This is a genomic window from Deinococcus wulumuqiensis R12 (assembly GCF_011067105.1).
In the GTDB taxonomy this organism is placed as follows: domain Bacteria; phylum Deinococcota; class Deinococci; order Deinococcales; family Deinococcaceae; genus Deinococcus; species Deinococcus wulumuqiensis.
In genome coordinates, this window is record NZ_CP049357.1 from 1,413,665 (window position 1) to 1,430,000 (window position 16,336).

Consider the following 16,336-nt stretch of genomic DNA (forward strand, 5'->3'; position numbering starts at 1 on the left):
AGGAAAAAATACGGGTTACGCGATATGGATGCACAGTCGGCGCTTTCCCGACTGTGCAGGAATTAAGCGGAATCCGTATTATCTCTTTTTCCAAGACATGTCAGTAAGCGTCCCCCGGCGCGACTTCGCCTTCCGGTTCGCGGCCTTACAGCAGGTCGAGAATCACGCTGCGGGCGTAGGCGGCGCCGCGCTCCAGCAGGTCGGTGGTGGTGCTGGCGACATGCGGGGTGATGACGACGTTCTTCCGCTCCCACAGCGGATGCCCGGCAGGGAGCGGTTCGGGGTCGGTCACGTCGAGCACCGCGCCGCCCACCTGCCCGGTGTCGAGCGCGGCCAGCAGGTCACCAGTCACGATGAGGTCGCCGCGCCCCTGGTTGGAAATCCAGACGCCGGGCTTGAGCGCGGCCAGCCGCTCAGCGTTCACCAGGCCCCGCGTGCGGTCGGTACTCGGCAGCAGCAGCACCACCCAGTCGGCTTCGGCCAGGCGGTAGTCCACCAGGTCGGCTTCGGTTTTCGAGGTCAGGCCGTAGACCTGCGCCCCGAACGGGGTCAGCCGTTCCTCCACCAGTTTGCCGATGTGCCCGTAGCCCCAGATGACGACCCTTTTGCCGCCGAGCGTGCTCAGGCCCGAGTCGGGAATGGACGTCCTGGTCCACTCGCCTCCCCGCTGGGCGTCACGAAAGCGGTGCAGGCCCCGGCTGGCCGCCAGGATTCCGGCCACCACATGCACCGCCACGGCGCGGTCATGCAGGCGGTGGGCGTTGTAAAGGCGCACCCCGGGCGGCAGCTTGCCCTGCACGTGGTCGATGCCGGCCGTGAGCGTCAGCACCCACTTCAGGCCCGCCGTGCCCAGCAGAGCGTCGCGGGTCGCCGCGTTCGCCAGCCACAGCACCGCGCCCTGGGCCTCGCCCTGCGGCACCCCGGTTTCGTTGGAATAGAACGCGAGGTCCGCGCCGGGCAAAGAGGTGTCGCCGGGTCGGGCCAGGGCACGAAAGGCAGGCAGGTCGGGAACAAGAACGCGCATGGGACAGTGATAGCGCAGTGGGGGAAGGGTGGAGAGGAGAGGGTCAAGAGCTTTTTTCCCTTCACTCTCTCCCCTCAGCCCTCTGCGCCTCGCTGCCACTCCTCCCGCGTGATTTCCATATGCACGTCCACCCGTTCGGGATGGGTGCGGCGGGCCACCTCGCGAAAGCCGCAGGCGGCGAAGGCCCGCTGGGCGCGGCGGTTGTGCCCGAAGGTGGTCAGGCGCACGCGTTGCAGGGCCGGTTCGTGGACCGCGAAGGCCCAGTGCAGCAGCGCCCGCACCCCCGCCCGCCCGTAGCCCTGGCCCCACAGGGCCGGGTAGCCAACCATGATACCCAGGGTGGCCGTCGTCGCTTGCAGCGGCGGCGAGGGGCGAAAGTCGTACAGTTCAGCGTTGCCGATGAGGCGGCCTTCCCCGTCGAGCAGGCCGAAACCCGCGCGTTCGCCGGTCTTTTCCTCCTCCTGCATCACGCGGCGAAAGAGCCACTCGGGCATGCGGATGGGTTTGGCGTCGTTCCAGGCGGCGAGTTCGCGGTCACGGAAAAAGGAGTGCAGGGTGCGCCACTCGGCGGGGGTGAAGTCGAGGACGGGTTTGAGGGTGACGTGGGGGGTCATAATGCGGTGAGGGACAGCAAACGGCCTGCGAGGGGAGAAGTCAAGGGGGGCATGGTCGTGTGGGAGGTTGGAGCGTTGGCTTCAGCTTTATGCCCCAACCCCAACCCCCTCTCCCCAGGCGGGACAGGCGGCTCTAACGCTCCGCTGAGGAGGCGGACGGTCATTTCGCTTGGCTCACGGTGTTCCTCGATGTTCTGGGCGGCCTGGATACCGGTGAGTTCTGCGGACGCGAGGCCCGTGCGCTGATACGCCCGACAACCCTGGCGTTCTGTCTTTCGCGATAGGTTGGGGGAATGTTGAAGGGGGCCAGGGCGAAAGCGTGCTTTCTGTCGGTCTTAGCCCCTAGTGGGGCGCCAAGGCTATAAGTACAGTTATTTGACCCTCTCCCCTTGCGGGGGACTCGTTAGAGCTGCTTGCAGAGGGCGTTGCGAAGCAACGGGAGGGGGGGCAACCAAGTGAACTCAATAAAACTATCCATGCCCTTGGTCATCCACTCCCTAGTCCAGCCCGCACCACGTCCCTGGTCAGGCGCTCGAGGTGGAAGGCGTCGCCCTCGGCCCGCTGGACCGCGCGTGTCTGTGGGTCCACGACCAGCAAGGCCAGCAGGTCGGACCCGGCGTAGCGCACGCAGACGCCGGAATGCCCGGCCAGCGCGGCACGGTCGGCTTCACTCAGCACGGCCCAGGCGGGGTCCTGCGAGGTCAGGCCGAGGTGGGCGGTGGGCAGCTTGCGGGCGAGCAGTTCGGTTTCCAGCCACACCAGCGCCGCCGGGGTGCCGCCGATGATGCCCTGTTCCAGACTGGGGCGCGGCGAGTTGTAGACGATGGGCCGCCCGTCGCGCCGCCGCAGCTCGCCCCCTGCAGAGCGCAGCAGGGCGTGCCCGGCGCAAATGTCCCACTCGGAGCGCGGCGACATGGAAAAGGTCACGTCGGCCTCGCCCGCCGCCATCCGTGCCAGCTTGAGGGCGATGGACCCGCTCGGGAACATGCCGGGGATGTCGTGGCGGTGCAGTTCGCGCCCATGCTCGGTGTCGGACACGCTCAGGCGAAAGGCGGCGGGCCGAGCCTGCGTGACCGCCACGCCGTTTTTCTGCACGCCCTCCCCCACCGCGCCGCTGAACAGTTCGCCCGTGGCCGGGGCGTAGACCACGCCCAGCACGGCCTCCCCGCGCACCGCCAGCCCGATGCTCACGCAGAAGTCGGGGCTGCCCGTCGTGAATTCCCGGGTACCGTCAATCGGGTCAATGATCCAGACCCGTTCGTGATTCAGGCGCTCGGGCGAGTCCACTTCCTCCTCGCTGAGCAGGCCGTCGGCAGGAAACGCCGAGCGCAGGCCCGCGACGATGAGCGCCGAGGCCTCGCGGTCCGCCGCCGTCACCGGGTCGTCGGCGCTGGTCTTGTGTTCCACCGTCAGCCCGGCGGCGCGGTGACGCAGCAGCAACGCACCCGCCTCACGGGCGAGACGGGTGACGGTTTCGAGTTCAAGGACGTAGGACATGGGGGGAGGATAGGGGAAACTCGGGTTCAGCCGCCCCACAGCATGTTGGCCTGCCCAACGGCGAGCAGCAGGAAAACTGTCGCAAACAGCACGTTCAGCCCCCGGTTTTCCTGCTTTTGCCAGGCCATTACAGCGTATGCACACGCCGCTGCACCATAAATCGCTGCCAGAATGCCTGCCCGGACAGAGGCAGACGGCTGACCGAACAGGGTATATAACCCAGCCCCAGCTATCAGGAGAAGCAGTCCCCATTGCAGCGGCTTCAGCGTTGACATGCCGACAGTTTACCCGACGTGACGCCCTTCTCTGCCCCTCAGGTCGTGTAATCCGCGTTGATGCTCACATACTCCGCGCTGAGGTCGCAGCCCCACGCCTCGCCCTGCGCGGTGCCGACGCCGAGGTCCACGTCGAACACCACCTCGTCGGTCTTCATGCTCTGACTGACCGCCGCCGCGTCGTAGTTCAGCGGGCCAGCGGCAAAGACGGGCACGCCCTGCACGCTGACTTTCAGTTTTTCCACGTCCACCTGCGCTCCGCTGCGGCCCACCGCCATAATCACGCGTCCCCAGTTGGGGTCGGCGCCGTGAACGGCACTCTTGAGCAGCGGGCTGACGCAGCAGGTGCGGGCGGCGGCCAGGGCCTCGGCTTCGCTGGCCGCGCCGGTCACGCGCACGGTGAGCAGGCGCGAGGCTCCCTCTCCGTCGGCGGCAATCTGGCGGGCGAGGTCGCGCATCACGCTCTCCAGGGCGGTCAGGAACTCGGTCAGGTCGGTTTCTCCCGCCGCGCCGTTGGCGAGGACCGCCGCCATGTCGTTGGTGGAGGTGTCGCCGTCCACCGTCACCGCGTTGAAGGTGCGGGCCACGATGCCGGGAAACGCCTCTCGCAGCGCCGTCTGCTCCACCGCCGCGTCGGTGAAGGCGAAGGCGAACATGGTCGCCATGTCGGGGTGAATCATGCCGCTGCCCTTCGCCGTGCCCACGATGCGGGCGCCGTTGCTCAGGACCGCCTGCGCCAGCTTGGGCCGGGTGTCGGTGGTCATGATGGCCGCCGCGAAGGGCAGCGCTGCGTCCCCCAGTTCTTCGGGCAGGTGCTCTGCGCCGCTCAGCACCCGGTCCATCGGCAGCAGGTGACCGATGATGCCGGTGGACGCGGTGATGACCTCCTGCTCGCCCACCGCCAGCACGCTCGCCAGCGCGTCGGCCATGTCGAGGTTGTCCCTGGCTCCCTTTTGCCCGGTGGCGGCGTTCGCCACGCCCGCGTTGACCATCAGCGCCCGCAGCGGAGCGCCGCCCGCGTACAGTTCGCGGTTGCGGGTCACACAGGCGGCGGCGGTGGTGGACCGGGTGCCCGCGAACGCCCAGGCGCAGCCGTGGTCACTCACCACGCAGCTCAGGTCGGGGTTGCCGCTCTGTTTGATGCCGGCGGCCATCGCGGCGGCGCGGAAGCCTTGCGGAAACGTCAGTCGGGAGAAGTCAGGGGCGCCTGTCATGCGCCGAGGCTAAAGCTTCTGGGCAAGGCGCAGAGGCGGGCGGGCTAGGGCTGGCAGGCCAAGAGGGGCGGGGGGTCAGCGAGAGAGAGGTCAAGCCTGAGCTTCTCGGCCCCTCCACCCCCAGCCCTCGACCCGCTACTCCACCCCCAGCCCCGCCAGCTCCTCCCGCAACTGCTCGGCGCTCACGAACTGAATGGCGTGCAGGCCCACGTAACGGGCCGCCTGCACGTTCTGAAGGCGGTCGTCGATCATCACCGCTTCGGCGGGCGACACCTGCGCGAGCGACAGACCCAGGCGGTAGATGGCCGGGCTGGGTTTCATCACGCCCAGGTAACACGACGAGAAAAAGCCTTGCAGGAAGTCGCGCAGGCCGTAGGTGCGGATGCGGTACTCGTTGAGGTCACGGCCCTCGTTGTTGAGCGAGTACATGCGCCAGCGCTGCCCCAGGTCGCGGGCCAGGGCCAGACCTGCCTCGTTGGGGCGGCTCTCCGCTTCCATCGCGGCGCGAAAGTCGGCGGGCGTGAAGTTGCGGGGCGCGTAGAACACCACCTGCTCCAGATATTCGTCGAGCGTCATGCGGCCCACTTCCAGCTCGGGGGCGGCCAGCTTGTGACGTTCGTGCAGTTCCTCGGCCTCGGCGCTCAGGCCGAAGCGCCGCACCACGTCCGAACGCTGCTCGCGGTCCCAGCCGTTGGTGAGCAGCACGCCGCCGATATCCCAGAACAGGGCCTTGATGGTCATGCGGCAGTGTAGAGCAGTTCTCCGAACAGACTCACGGCTTTCCCGGCAAGCGAGCGGCCCAGCGACCGGAGCACTCCGCATCCGGTCGCCGGGCCTGCTCCGCCCCGCCCGCTCTACTTGCGGCTGATGGTCATGGTCAGCGCGGTGCTGCGTTTGCCGCCCTTCACGGCAATCATGTACAGCCTGGCGCTGGTGCGGTCGCCCTTGGCGTTGAACTTCACGTCGCCGGTGATCAGGCCCTTGTAGGTGCCGCCGCGCACGGCTTGTTCCACCTGTATACGGGTGGGCGCCTTGTTGCCGTTCGCCTTCGCCGCGTTCAGGATGCCGCGCAGCAGCACCTTGGTCGCGTCGTAGCTCATGATGCCGAAGCCCTGAAGGTCGCTGCCGAAGGCCTTTTTATAGCTGGCGGCAACGGTTTTCGCTCCCGGCACGGCGTTCAGGGGCGGGGCGACGGTGGTGAAGTAGAGGTTGTCGGCGCCCTTGCCCGCCAGTTTTTCGAGGTCCTCGCTGTCGTAGCCGTCACCGCCCACGATGGGCGTCTTGATGCCCCTGGCCCGGAGCTGCTGGGCGAACGCTGCCGCCTGACCGTACATGGCCCCGAAGTAAATCGCGTCGGGCCTGAGGGTCTGAATCTTGGTGATGATGGCGGAAAAGTCGCGCTCGCTCTCGGCCACCCCCTCGTTCTGCACGATTTTGACCCCGGCGGCCTGCATGGTCTTGGCGGCTTCGTCGGCGAGGGCCTGACCGTAGGCGGTCTTGTCGTTGAGGACGTAGACCTTTTTGGCCTTCAACGTGCCCGCCACGAAGTTTCCGGCGGCGGGTCCCTGGTCGTCGTTGCGGGCGCAGATGCGGCTGACGTTCTTCAGGCCCCGGTCGGTCACCTGCTCGTTGACGTTCAGCGGGCTGACGATGGCGAGGTGACTGGGCGCGAGGGCCTGACTGACCGGCAGCACCACGCCGGAGTTGACGGTGCCCACCATGCCCAGGATGGACCTGTCGGCGGCCATGCGGCGGGCGGCGGCGGTGCCGGTGGCGGGGTCGGCCTGGTCGTCGTAGGCCACCAGCGAGAGGGTCAGGCCCGCCTTGGCGAACTCGGCCTTCATTTCGTTCACGGCGAGCTGCGCCCCGTTCTTGACCTGCACGCCCATGTTGCTCGACGATCCCGAAAGCGGGCTGAGGGTGGCGATTTTGACGGTGCTGGCGGCGCTGGCCTGGGCAGTGGCCAGAGCCGCGAGCAGCGTCAGGGAAAAGCGAGTGGTCTTGTTCATGGGTCCTCCGGGGAAAGTGCCGGGCTGAGCGGCCTTCCCACAACATGTGTCATACGGATTCCGCTTAATTCCTGCACAGTCGGGAAAGCGCCCCCTGTGCATCCATATCGCGGAATCCGTATTTTTTCCTACTCGCATCCGCTCGGATTGAATCTGAAACGACCAGATTCAATCGGAATCCGTATCAGATGGGAGAAATTTTAGCTTTCCTGGGCGCGGCGATGGTCTCTCCGGGCAGCCTGGGCAGCCACTTCACGCCGGGCGTCTTCGTAGCAGAGACGGGTGTGGTACATACGAATCTGGCCCGCCGCGTACAGGGCGTCGAATTCGGTTTGAGTGACATAACGGGCCTCGGCAATTTCGTCGGTCAGGATTGGGGCGATACTTTGCCCCGGCTCCGGCTCGGCCAGCCAGACGTGGCGCAGAATCAAGTCGCCGTCGGGGAAACGGCCCAGATACGCGCCCAGAAACTTGAGGAGCCGCACCCGCAGCCCCGTTTCCTCGTAGGCTTCGCGCAGGGCGGTGTCTTGCGGGTTCTCGCCTTCTTCCACAGTGCCCGAGGGGATGTGCCACAAGCCAGCTTTTCGCTGTTTGCCATCGCCCTTTTCCCGGACCAGCAGAATGTCGCCCTGCCCATTCAGAATGACCACGCCCGCCGCCCGCTGCGCGACAGGCACATGGAACGTCTCGTCCCACTGCACGCGCTACCAGCCTTCGCGCTTCCGCAGGCCGGTGATGTGGGCCGCATGGTGCTGGCCGTGCCAGGCGTACATGCCCAGCAGGGTGTCGAGCGTCCACTGTCCGGTCTGGGGGTGGGTCCAGGGCCGGTCCCACGCGTTTACGTTCGACAGCACCGCGTCCCAGCGGCCGTGCAGCTGTTCGAGCATCAACAGGCTGAGTTCGGTCGCCAGCGCCGAATCGGGCAGCTCGGCCCAGAGTTGTTCGTGGTAGGGCTTGACGGTCGGGTTGTCTTCGGTCAGCGCCAGCTTGGTGCGGGCGTAGGCGTTGAGGTGACTGTCGGCGACATGGTGGACGACCTGCCGCACCGTCCAGCCGCCCTCGCGGTACGGGGTGTCCAGTTGCGTGTCGGTCAGCCCGGCGACGGCGAGGCGCAACTCGGCGGGCAGGGCGCGAATGGCGCTCAGGGCCGCCGCCCGTTCCGCTGCACTCAGGGCGAGGGGCTGCGGCATCGGCCCCAGCGGATAGCGCGGGTCGGTCATTTGCGGGGGTTCCTCTTGCGGGCCAGGGCCTTGACCGGCTTGGCGATCTCGCCGCCCGCCTTGCCCCTGCGCGTACGGGCAGACAACTCGGCAGCCGGGTCAGCGTCGGCGGGCAGGGTCGGCTGAGCGGTGAGGGCCTGCTCCGCCGGGACCGGTTGCGCTGGGGCGTGCGCCACCGTCAGCCCGTCGTCGGGGGACAGCATCAACCCGCTCTCGTCTTCCTGCGACTCCTCCTGCGGCACCTGCACCTCGCCCGTGTGGGCCGAGATGACCAACGTGTCGCCCGGCGGTAGGTCGACCGGGAAAGCCTCTGCCTCCTGCTCCGGCGGCGCGTTCCCGATGACTTCGGGCGCCCCGGCGGGAACGGGTGCGGTGTTCGCCGCCTCCCCGTCTGCGCTTACAGGGTCGGCGCTCACAGGGTCAGCACTCACAGGGTCGGCGCCCATAGGCTCGGCCACGTCCCAGGACAGGTCCACCTTGCGGGTCCAGCGGTCACGGTCACGGCGCTCGATTTTGTCCATCATGCGGGCAAAGCCGCGTTCCAGGCTCAGCCCCTGCTCGTTGGCGAGGCAGAGGGTGACGAACAGCAGGTCGGCCAGTTCCATTTCCAGGTCGCCCACGTCCTCGCCGGGCTTGGGCGTTTTGCCGTTCTGGTGGGCCAGCACACGGGCGATTTCGCCGGTTTCCTCGGTCAGGCGGGCGAGCATCAGCAGCGGCGGGAAATAGCCTTCCTCGAACTGCGAGATAAAGGCGTGTACGCGCTGGGCGGCCTCGGAAAAGGTGAGGCTGGAACTCGGGTGCGGCGGCTGAAAGGGCGCGGCGGGGCGCGAACGGGCCGATTCACCGAAAGGCCGCGACTGCCTCGGAGAAGGCCCCGCCTGTAGGCCCAGGGGCGTTCCCGGCAGCGCCCAGTCCTGGCGCACGCTGGGAGGCAGGGGCACGGCGGAGTCGGCAGCCAGGACGGTGGGGTCGGGGTCGCCCGCCGGCAGCCACTCCAGCCAGCTCTGGACCCGGCGCAGCGCGGCGAGCAGCAGCCCCGACTGGTACGTCTCCAGCCGCGAGCCGTCCACGATCCGTTCCTGACGGGCAAAGACGGTCAGCAGCCGGGCAAGCTGCTCGGGCGTGGCCGCAGGCAGGGTTTCGCCGCTGAGGAGCTTCGCCGCTTCGGGGGTGCGCAGCCACGGTCCCCACAGAAAATCGGGCGATTCGTAGACCCAGCCGTGCCGCTCCAGGGTCCGCACGAACCGCCCCACCTCGGGGTGATAGGTCACGAAGGGAAAAGACCCCTGGCGCACGACCCAGGTGCCGAAATCGAACCCGCTGGCCTCAAAGATGGGCAGGAACGAGGCGACGTCTTCAAAGGCCTGCCGCGAGAAGGTTGGGGTGGTCATGATGTCTCCTGCCGCCCAGGATAGGCGAAAGCGCCCGTGAAAAAGCCCCGACCCCGCAAGCTGCGGCGAGGTCAGGGACGGGCCGGGTCGCCCGGGCGGGGCGCTCAGCGAATGTACAGGTAGGTTTCCTGCACGTCGCGGTCGGCGTAGGCGTAGGGGGTCAGGTACTCGGTGGTCACGGTGTTCCAGCGCCCGTCGTCGTAGACGCCGCCCAGCACCAGGTCGGTGGTCGGACGCACACGCAGGAAAATGGCGCGGACCTTCTGCAACCCGCGTTGCGGCGCCACGTTGTAGGTCACGCCGTCCTGGGGCCGGGGGAACACGGTGGTGCCCGCGCTGACATAAGCGTTGCGGGTGAGCACGTTGGCCGAGCCGTCGGGGTTGAGGGCCAGCAAGGTCGCGTAGCCCGCGTCGCGGGTGGTCAGGCGAAACTGCACGGCTTCCCCGACCACGTAGGTCGCGCCCTCGCCCTTGGTGGGAACGAAGGTCGAAATCAGGTTGTTCGAGCTGCCCGCCAGACCGGTGTTGGGACGCACCGTCACCGTGCAGGCGCTCAGGCCGAGAGCGAGGCCGCCGAGCAGTAGGGCCGACAAAGGAGTGGGACGCATGAAGGCAGTGTAAACAGCGCAGGTGCGCCGCGTCAGGGCCAAAAACTTCACACTTCGGCCATGCACCGCTCAGTCGCCTGTCCCGGCAGCCCGCACGGGTTCCCATTTGCCCGGCGAGCGCGGCGCTAGCATGACGGCCATGAACCGCCGCGCCCCCGCCCGCCGCTGGTTTTTCGAGGTCAGGAGCGACCGGAGAGGTGGCCTCTGGACCGCCCGCCTGCTGTCCCCCGCCCTGCTGACCCCTGCTCTACTGGCTCTGGGCCTGCTGACGTTGCCGCCCCTGTCGCCGCCTGCTCTGGCACAGAACGTGGGCGAACGTGCGGGCACCGCTTCGCCTGCCCAGCCGTCGGGTCCGGCGGCCTCTGCCCCTGCGGGCAATCCGCGCCCGACGAACGAACCCTACACCGTCAACCGCTTTTTTGCGGACCTGCGGGCCGGCAAGGTCCAGCGGGTCAAGCTCGACGGGAGCGGCAACACCCAGGTGTTTTTGAATAACCTTCCCGGCGAGCCGAACCCGCGCTGGCTGCTGCTCCCCCCGGACGCGAACACCCTGGCCCGGCTGCGTGAGAGCGGCGTGCCCGTGCAGGTCACGCCGGGTGGCTCACGCTTCGCCTGGGTGGGACAGGTGCTGCCGCTGCTGCTCACCGGGCTGATTCTGGCGGTGCTGTGGCGCTCCCTGCGGGCCAGCGGAACCGGGAGCGGCGCGGGCACCTTCGCCAAGTCGAAGGCGGCGGTCGTCAGCGAAGGCCAGATCAAGCTCAACTTCACCGATGTCGCGGGCTGCGACGAGGCCAAGCAGGACCTGCAGGAAGTCGTCGACTTCCTGCGCCAGCCCGACAAATACCACCTCCTCGGCGCCCGCATCCCCCACGGCGTCCTCCTCGTCGGTCCCCCCGGCTCCGGCAAGACCCTCCTCGCCAAAGCCGTCGCCGGTGAAGCCCGGGTTCCCTACTTCTCCATCTCCGGCTCCGACTTCGTGGAAATGTTCGTCGGCGTCGGTGCCGCCCGCGTCCGTGACCTGTTCGAGCAGGCGAGGAAAGCCTCGCCCTGCATCGTTTTCATCGACGAAATCGACGCCGTGGGCCGCAAACGCGGCATGAACCTGCAAGGCGGCAACGACGAGCGCGAACAGACGCTCAACCAGCTGCTCGTGGAAATGGACGGCTTCGGCAGCGGGCAGGACGTGATTGTCCTCGCGGCCACCAACCGCCCCGACGTGCTGGACGCCGCGCTGCTGCGTCCCGGCAGATTCGACAGACAGGTGGTGGTGGACGCCCCCGACGTGCGGGGGCGCGAACAGATTCTGCGCATTCACGCCCGCAAGAAACCGCTCGACGTGTCGGTGGACCTGGGCGTGATTGCCCGCCGGACCGCCGGGATGGTGGGGGCCGACCTGGAAAACCTGCTGAACGAGGCCGCACTCCTGGCGGCGCGGGAAGGCCGCAACCGGATTACCGGGCGGGACGTGGACGAGGCACGGGACCGGGTGCTGATGGGACCGGAGCGGCGCTCGCTGGTGGTGCGCGAAGCCGACCGCAAGGTGACCGCCTACCACGAGGTCGGGCATGCGCTGGCTGCCCAACTGCTGCCCCACGCGCACCGGGTCGCCAAATTGACGGTGGTGCCGCGTGGCCGCGCGGCCGGGTACATGCTCCCCGACGCCGACGACCGGCTGCACGTCACCCGCGCCGCGCTGGAGGACATGATTGCGGTGGCGCTCGCGGGCCGCGCCGCCGAGGAAGTGGTCTACGGCGAGGTGACGACGGGCGCCCAGAACGACTTTCAACAGGCGACTGGCCTCGCCCGGCGCATGGTGACCGAGTGGGGCATGTCCGGGCGCATCGGCAAGGTAGCGCTGGCCACCGACGAGGGCAGCTACCTGGGGGGCGGCCCGCAGCCGCTGCCCACCAGCGAACACACCTCGCGCGTGGTGGACGAGGAGGTGCGCTCGCTGATCGACGCCGCCTACGCCCGCGTGCTGGCCCTGGTGCGCGAGCATCTGCCCCAGGTTCACGGGGTCGTGGGCGTGCTGATGCAGCGCGAAACCCTCAGCGGCGAGGAGTTCGCCACGCTGCTCGCCGGAGGAAGCCTGGAGCCTCTGCCTCCGGTGGGCGGGGCAGCGGCGACTGCGGGCTGAACACCGAGCTTTCCTGCCTGTAATACGGATTCCGCTTCATTCCTGCACAGTCGGGCCTATACAGTTGGGAAGGCGCCGCCTGTGCATCCATATCGCAGAATCCGTATTTTTTCCTACTCGCATCCGCTCTGCTGCGCAGCTTTGCAAGTCGGATTGAATCTGAAACGACCAGATTCAATCGGAATCCGTATAACGTTCCCGGCCGGGAAAGAGCGAAGGCGGACACCTCGAACCGGGTCCGCCTTCGCCGCTTACGTCGCCTTTCCGTTCAGGCGCCGGACGACAGCACGTAGCCGCTGGCAATCTGCCGGAAGGCCTCGACCTGCTGCGCCTGCCACGCGGCGTCCTTGCCTGCCCCTGCGCCGCCGAGTTCCTCGGCCAGAATCGCGGCGGCGCGGGGGGCGGCCTCCATGCTGGCGCGGGCGCCGAGCAGCAGGGCGCGGGTGCGGCGCGAGAGCAGGTCCTCGACGGTGCGCGCACTCTCATGGCGCACGGCCCAGCGCAGTTCGGCCTCGGTGTAGGGCAGCGCGGGATGCAGCGTCACGTCGGCGCCGGGAAGCTGCTGCACGCGCTCGGCGTCGTTGCCGTAGACCTTCCAGTGGTCGGGGCGCTCGTCCTCGCTCCAGCCGTGCAGGTGCAGACCGGGGGTGATGGTGAGGCGCTCCGGCAGGCCGCCCAGCTTCTCGGCGCGGTTGATGGTGTCTTCACCCATGCGGCGGTAGGTGGTCCACTTGCCGCCGGTCAGGGTGATGAGGTTGCCCTTCGAAATGCGAATCACGTGGTCACGCGAGAGGGACGCGGTGGACCCGGCGCCGTCGGTCTTCTCGTTCTTGACCAGCGGACGCAGCCCCGCGTACACGCTCAGCACGTCGGCGCGCGTCGGGGCCGGGTTCATGTAGCGCCCGGCGGTACGCAGGATGAACTCGACTTCCTCCTCTAGCGCCCGGGGCTCAAAGTCGGTCTGCGGCACCGGGGTGTCGGTGGTGCCGATGACCACATGGTCGTGCCAGGGCACGGCGAACAGCACGCGCCCGTCGTCGGTGCGGGGAATCATGATGGCGCTGTCGCCGGGCAGGAATTTCTTCTCGACCACGACATGCACGCCCTGGCTGGGCGAGAGCATGGGCTTCACGCTGGGGTCTTCCATGCGGCGGATATCGTCCACCCACACGCCGGTCGCGTTCACCACGACTTTGGCGCGGACCTCGTGTTCCTGGCCGCTTTCCTCGTCACGGAAGCGCACGCCGCGCACCTGCTCGCCGTCCTTGAGCAGCCCGGTGACCGGAGCGTAGTTCAGGGCCACGCCGCCGAAGTCTTCCAGGGTCCGCAGCAGGGTGATGGCGAGGCGGGCGTCGTCGAACTGTCCGTCGAAGTACAGGATGCCGCCACGGAGTCCCTCGGGCTGATAGGTGGACACCCGCGAGAGCACCTTGTCACGGCTGAGGTAAGCCGAGCTGCCCAGGTTGAGCTTGCCCGCCAGCACGTCGTACATCTTCAGGCCGATGCCGTAGAAGGGCGCGGCCCACCAGTCGTAGGCCGGGACCACGAAGCCCAGGTCACGGACGAGGTGAGGGGCGTTTTTGCGCAGCAGGCCGCGCTCGTGCAGCGCCTCGCGCACCAGCGACACGTTGCCCTGGGCGAGGTAACGCACGCCGCCGTGCACCAGCTTGGTCGAGCGGCTGCTGGTGCCCTTGGCGTAGTCGTGACCTTCGAGCAGCAGCACGCGGTGGCCACGGGTGGCGGCCTCCACCGCGCTGCCCAGCCCGGACGCGCCGCCGCCCACCACGATGATGTCCCACTCCGGGGACGCGAGGGCCGCCCGCAGCTGGGCCGGACGGGGATCGACAGCAGAACCTTGAGTCATGGCACTCCTCCGCCAGGTGTCGGGAAGGGACCCTGGCTAGCTTGCACATATGTTCACAGGGTTTGAACAAATGTACAAGAGGACAGAAGACAATCTTCAGGAACGGGCAAGGGGATGCGAAGTCCCCTCCTTGCCGTGTCGCGCTCCTCGCTCCTCAGACGGAGCTGGGCTTAACTCTACACCTCCGAGAAAAGCACCCGAATGTGCTCTGGTTCGCCGCTTGGCAAGTCCGCATCACCCGGCTCCGTCTTCTCTGCTCTGCTCGGAGAAACACTTTGGATGCCCAAACTCTTTTTCAAAGCCGTATCATACGGATTCCGCTTAATTCCTGCACAGTCGGGAAAGCGCCGCCTGTGCATCCATATCGCGTAACCCGTATTTTTTCCTACTCGCATCCGCTCGGATTGAATCTGAAACGACCAGATTCAATCGGAATCCGTATCAGTTGAGGTTGCTCGTTTCCGCCGAGTCGCTGACCAGGGCTTCGAGCAGTTGCACCGCTTCTTCCAGGCGGTTGGCCTGAATCCGGGCGGCGGCGCGGGCCTGTCGCCACTCCAGCCGCACCCGCGCCAGCGAGAGGGCCTCACCCCCCAGGCGGCTGAGCTTGAGCGCCCGCTCCTCGAGTTCCTCGACGTGCGCGGCAAGTTGGGCCAGGGCCGCCTGGTGGCCGCGCGCCGCCTCGATGGTGCTGCGCAGTTGCGCCGCCGCTTCCTGCTCGGCCTGCGCCAGGACACGCTGGGCTTCCTGCACCGGCAGCGCCCGCTCCCCGAGTTCGCCCGCCTGCCACAGCGCGTAGTTCAGGCCGTAGCGTGCCCGCAGCACGTTCGGGTGCAGCGGCACCCCCAGCGAGTAGCGGGCGTGGCGCAGGTCGATGTCGAGGCGGGTCAGCGGCTGGTCGGCCTCACGCTCGTCCACCAGCGGCGCGAAGGCGTCGAGAAAGCTGCGGGTCTGCGTGAGCATCAGGCGGTTGTGGGCGAGTTTGGCCGGGGCGCTGCGCTCGCCGGTCAGCGCGGCGAGTTCGCGCACGGTGAGTTCGAGCAGTTCGACCTGGGCGCGGGCCGACGCTACCTGGTCGGTGACCTCCACGCGGGCGTGCTGTGAGCGCAGCTGCGCGAGCATGTCCTCGGTTTCCCAGCGCCGGACCTCGGCCTGGGTCGCCTGCACGTCCCACTCGGCGGCGCGGCGCAACCGCTCCAATTGCGAAAGCTCGGCGTCGGTGCGAATCGAAGCCAGGCTGCGGGTGGCGATTTCGTGGTGGACGCGGGCGAGCATCAGCGGCAGGTCGTGTGCCCGCCGACCCCAGGCGACCGGGCGCGGCGCGGGTTTTTGCAGCACGTCCTCGGCAGGCGTGACCGGCACCGGCACCGTCTCGGCCAGCCGCGCGAGGTCGGTGGACGCCTCCTGGAGCCAGCGGTCGGCGCGGTTTTCGCCGTTTTCGTCGCGCATCTTCTGGTACACGTCCTGCAAGACCGCCACCACGTCACGCGGCCCCAGCACCCGCACCGCCTGCCAGCCCCGGCGCTGCACCGCCGCCTGAATGAACTGCTCGGCCTCGCGCACGCCGAATTCGCGGCCCAGACGGGATTTGAGCCAGTCGCGGTAGGGGTCCTGAGAAGCGGGGGAAGCGGGCACAGGCATCTGGGGCAGTATGGCACCCGGGGCCAGCAGGGGGCCGTTTGGGGGGGTTGAGGGGTCTTGAAGTCGAGGAGTCGAGAAAGCGAGCTGGACTTTTCCTCATTTCTCGATTCATCAATGGTTCGGACAGTTTTGAGAACCCGGCTTCCGAATTGCGATGAATGCGGTGTTTTTGGCTCCTCTCCCCTTGTGGGGGAGTCTGGGAGGGGGCGTGACGTAAATAGCGTCCCAGACAACTAAATCGCAATTTCTTCAGCCGAAAATTATGAATCTGTCCGAACCGTTGATTATGTCAGGTGCTGTAGTCATCCACCAGGCGTCAAGCCGGACTTTCCCCCAACCTCTCGACCCCTAGGCTTCTCCACCTCTCGACTTCCCAACCCGTCACCTCCCGCTCGGCCCAGCAGACTCAGACCCCACCGCCCCGGCGCTGTCTGAGGGCTTCGTACAGCACCAGCGCCGCCGCCGTCGCCACGTTGAGCGAGTCGGCCTGTCCGTGCATGGGCACCCGCACCGACTGGTGGGCCGTTCGCCACTCGGCAGGCAGCCCGGCGTGCTCGGCCCCGAGCAGCAGCGCCACCCGCCCGGTCAGCGGGGTGTCCCAGTAATCGGCGGGGGCGTCGGGCGTGCAGGCGACGGTCCGAAAGCTCTGTTCGGCCAGCCACGCCAGCGCCTGCGGCTCATCCAGCACGGCAGTCGGCACGCTGAAAACGCTGCCCTGACTGGCCCGGATGACGTTGGGGCCGTAGGGGTCGGCGCCGCGCCCCAGCACCAGCACCCCGGCGGCGCCCGCTGCGTCGGCGGTCCGCAGGATGGCACCCACGTTGCCGGGCTTTTCCAGGCCGTGC

The 16,336-nt window shown here is 67.9% G+C and carries 14 protein-coding genes and 2 pseudogenes (1 of these 16 only partly in view); 1 reads left to right on the top strand and 15 read right to left on the bottom strand.

Annotation, left to right across the window (positions count from 1 at the left end):
• Positions 1 to 145 precede the first annotated feature (145 nt).
• From G6R31_RS06920 to G6R31_RS06970, 12 genes and pseudogenes are all read right to left on the bottom strand, one after another.
• A complete protein-coding gene (locus G6R31_RS06920; protein ID WP_017871773.1) occupies positions 146 to 1,024 on the bottom strand; it encodes an NAD(P)-dependent oxidoreductase in 879 nt (292 codons plus the stop codon).
• Between the two features lie 74 nt (positions 1,025 to 1,098).
• On the bottom strand, positions 1,099 to 1,638 hold the full coding sequence (locus G6R31_RS06925; RefSeq protein WP_017871772.1) for a GNAT family N-acetyltransferase: 540 nt from the start codon (positions 1,636 to 1,638) through the stop codon (positions 1,099 to 1,101).
• A 486-nt stretch (positions 1,639 to 2,124) separates the two neighbouring features.
• Positions 2,125 to 3,135 (bottom strand): 3'(2'),5'-bisphosphate nucleotidase CysQ, encoded by a 1,011-nt coding sequence (locus G6R31_RS06930; protein WP_017871771.1) that lies wholly within the window; start codon positions 3,133 to 3,135, stop codon positions 2,125 to 2,127.
• A 26-nt stretch (positions 3,136 to 3,161) separates the two neighbouring features.
• Entirely contained in the window at positions 3,162 to 3,410 is a 249-nt protein-coding gene (locus G6R31_RS06935) for a hypothetical protein (protein ID WP_152423804.1), read from the bottom strand.
• A gap of 38 nt (positions 3,411 to 3,448) precedes the next feature.
• On the bottom strand, positions 3,449 to 4,624 hold the full coding sequence (argJ, locus tag G6R31_RS06940) for a bifunctional glutamate N-acetyltransferase/amino-acid acetyltransferase ArgJ (RefSeq protein ID WP_017871769.1): 1,176 nt from the start codon (positions 4,622 to 4,624) through the stop codon (positions 3,449 to 3,451).
• Between the two features lie 135 nt (positions 4,625 to 4,759).
• Positions 4,760 to 5,365, bottom strand: a complete 606-nt coding sequence (locus tag G6R31_RS06945) for an HAD family hydrolase (RefSeq protein WP_017871768.1) — start codon at positions 5,363 to 5,365, stop codon at positions 4,760 to 4,762.
• 113 nt (positions 5,366 to 5,478) lie between these two features.
• Positions 5,479 to 6,633 (bottom strand): branched-chain amino acid ABC transporter substrate-binding protein, encoded by a 1,155-nt coding sequence (locus G6R31_RS06950; RefSeq protein ID WP_017871767.1) that lies wholly within the window; start codon positions 6,631 to 6,633, stop codon positions 5,479 to 5,481.
• Positions 6,634 to 6,833: 200 nt separating this feature from the next.
• Positions 6,834 to 7,334, bottom strand: a complete 501-nt coding sequence (locus G6R31_RS06955; protein WP_017871766.1) for a Nudix hydrolase — start codon at positions 7,332 to 7,334, stop codon at positions 6,834 to 6,836.
• Positions 7,335 to 7,337: 3 nt separating this feature from the next.
• Positions 7,338 to 7,853: a YfiT family bacillithiol transferase gene (locus G6R31_RS06960; protein ID WP_017871765.1), complete on the bottom strand. Its 516-nt coding sequence runs from the start codon at positions 7,851 to 7,853 to the stop codon at positions 7,338 to 7,340.
• Positions 7,854 to 8,329: 476 nt separating this feature from the next.
• Positions 8,330 to 8,599, bottom strand: a pseudogene (locus G6R31_RS06965) (nucleotide pyrophosphohydrolase); the annotation flags it as partial.
• Positions 8,600 to 8,860: 261 nt separating this feature from the next.
• Positions 8,861 to 9,244 (bottom strand): annotated as a pseudogene (locus G6R31_RS16850) (DUF6508 domain-containing protein); the annotation flags it as partial.
• Between the two features lie 104 nt (positions 9,245 to 9,348).
• Positions 9,349 to 9,852 (bottom strand): DUF4384 domain-containing protein, encoded by a 504-nt coding sequence (locus G6R31_RS06970; protein ID WP_026138804.1) that lies wholly within the window; start codon positions 9,850 to 9,852, stop codon positions 9,349 to 9,351.
• A 139-nt stretch (positions 9,853 to 9,991) separates the two neighbouring features.
• Here G6R31_RS06970 and ftsH point away from each other — a divergent pair, with 139 nt between their 5' ends.
• Positions 9,992 to 11,989, top strand: coding sequence for an ATP-dependent zinc metalloprotease FtsH (ftsH, locus tag G6R31_RS06975; protein WP_225984292.1), 1,998 nt, complete (start codon positions 9,992 to 9,994; stop codon positions 11,987 to 11,989).
• Positions 11,990 to 12,257: 268 nt separating this feature from the next.
• Here the strand turns inward: ftsH and G6R31_RS06980 are convergent, their stop codons facing one another.
• From G6R31_RS06980 to G6R31_RS06990, 3 genes are all read right to left on the bottom strand, one after another.
• The gene (locus tag G6R31_RS06980) at positions 12,258 to 13,853 is read right to left on the bottom strand and encodes a glycerol-3-phosphate dehydrogenase/oxidase (protein ID WP_017871964.1); all 1,596 of its coding nucleotides are present in this window, start codon (positions 13,851 to 13,853) and stop codon (positions 12,258 to 12,260) included.
• Between the two features lie 441 nt (positions 13,854 to 14,294).
• Entirely contained in the window at positions 14,295 to 15,491 is a 1,197-nt protein-coding gene (locus tag G6R31_RS06985; protein WP_017871965.1) for a hypothetical protein, read from the bottom strand.
• 406 nt (positions 15,492 to 15,897) lie between these two features.
• Positions 15,898 to 16,336 carry the 3' portion of a TrmH family RNA methyltransferase gene (locus tag G6R31_RS06990; RefSeq protein ID WP_017871966.1) on the bottom strand. 362 nt of this gene lie beyond the right edge of the window, so 439 of the gene's 801 nt are visible here — the last part of the coding sequence; its start codon lies off the right edge, out of view; its stop codon occupies positions 15,898 to 15,900.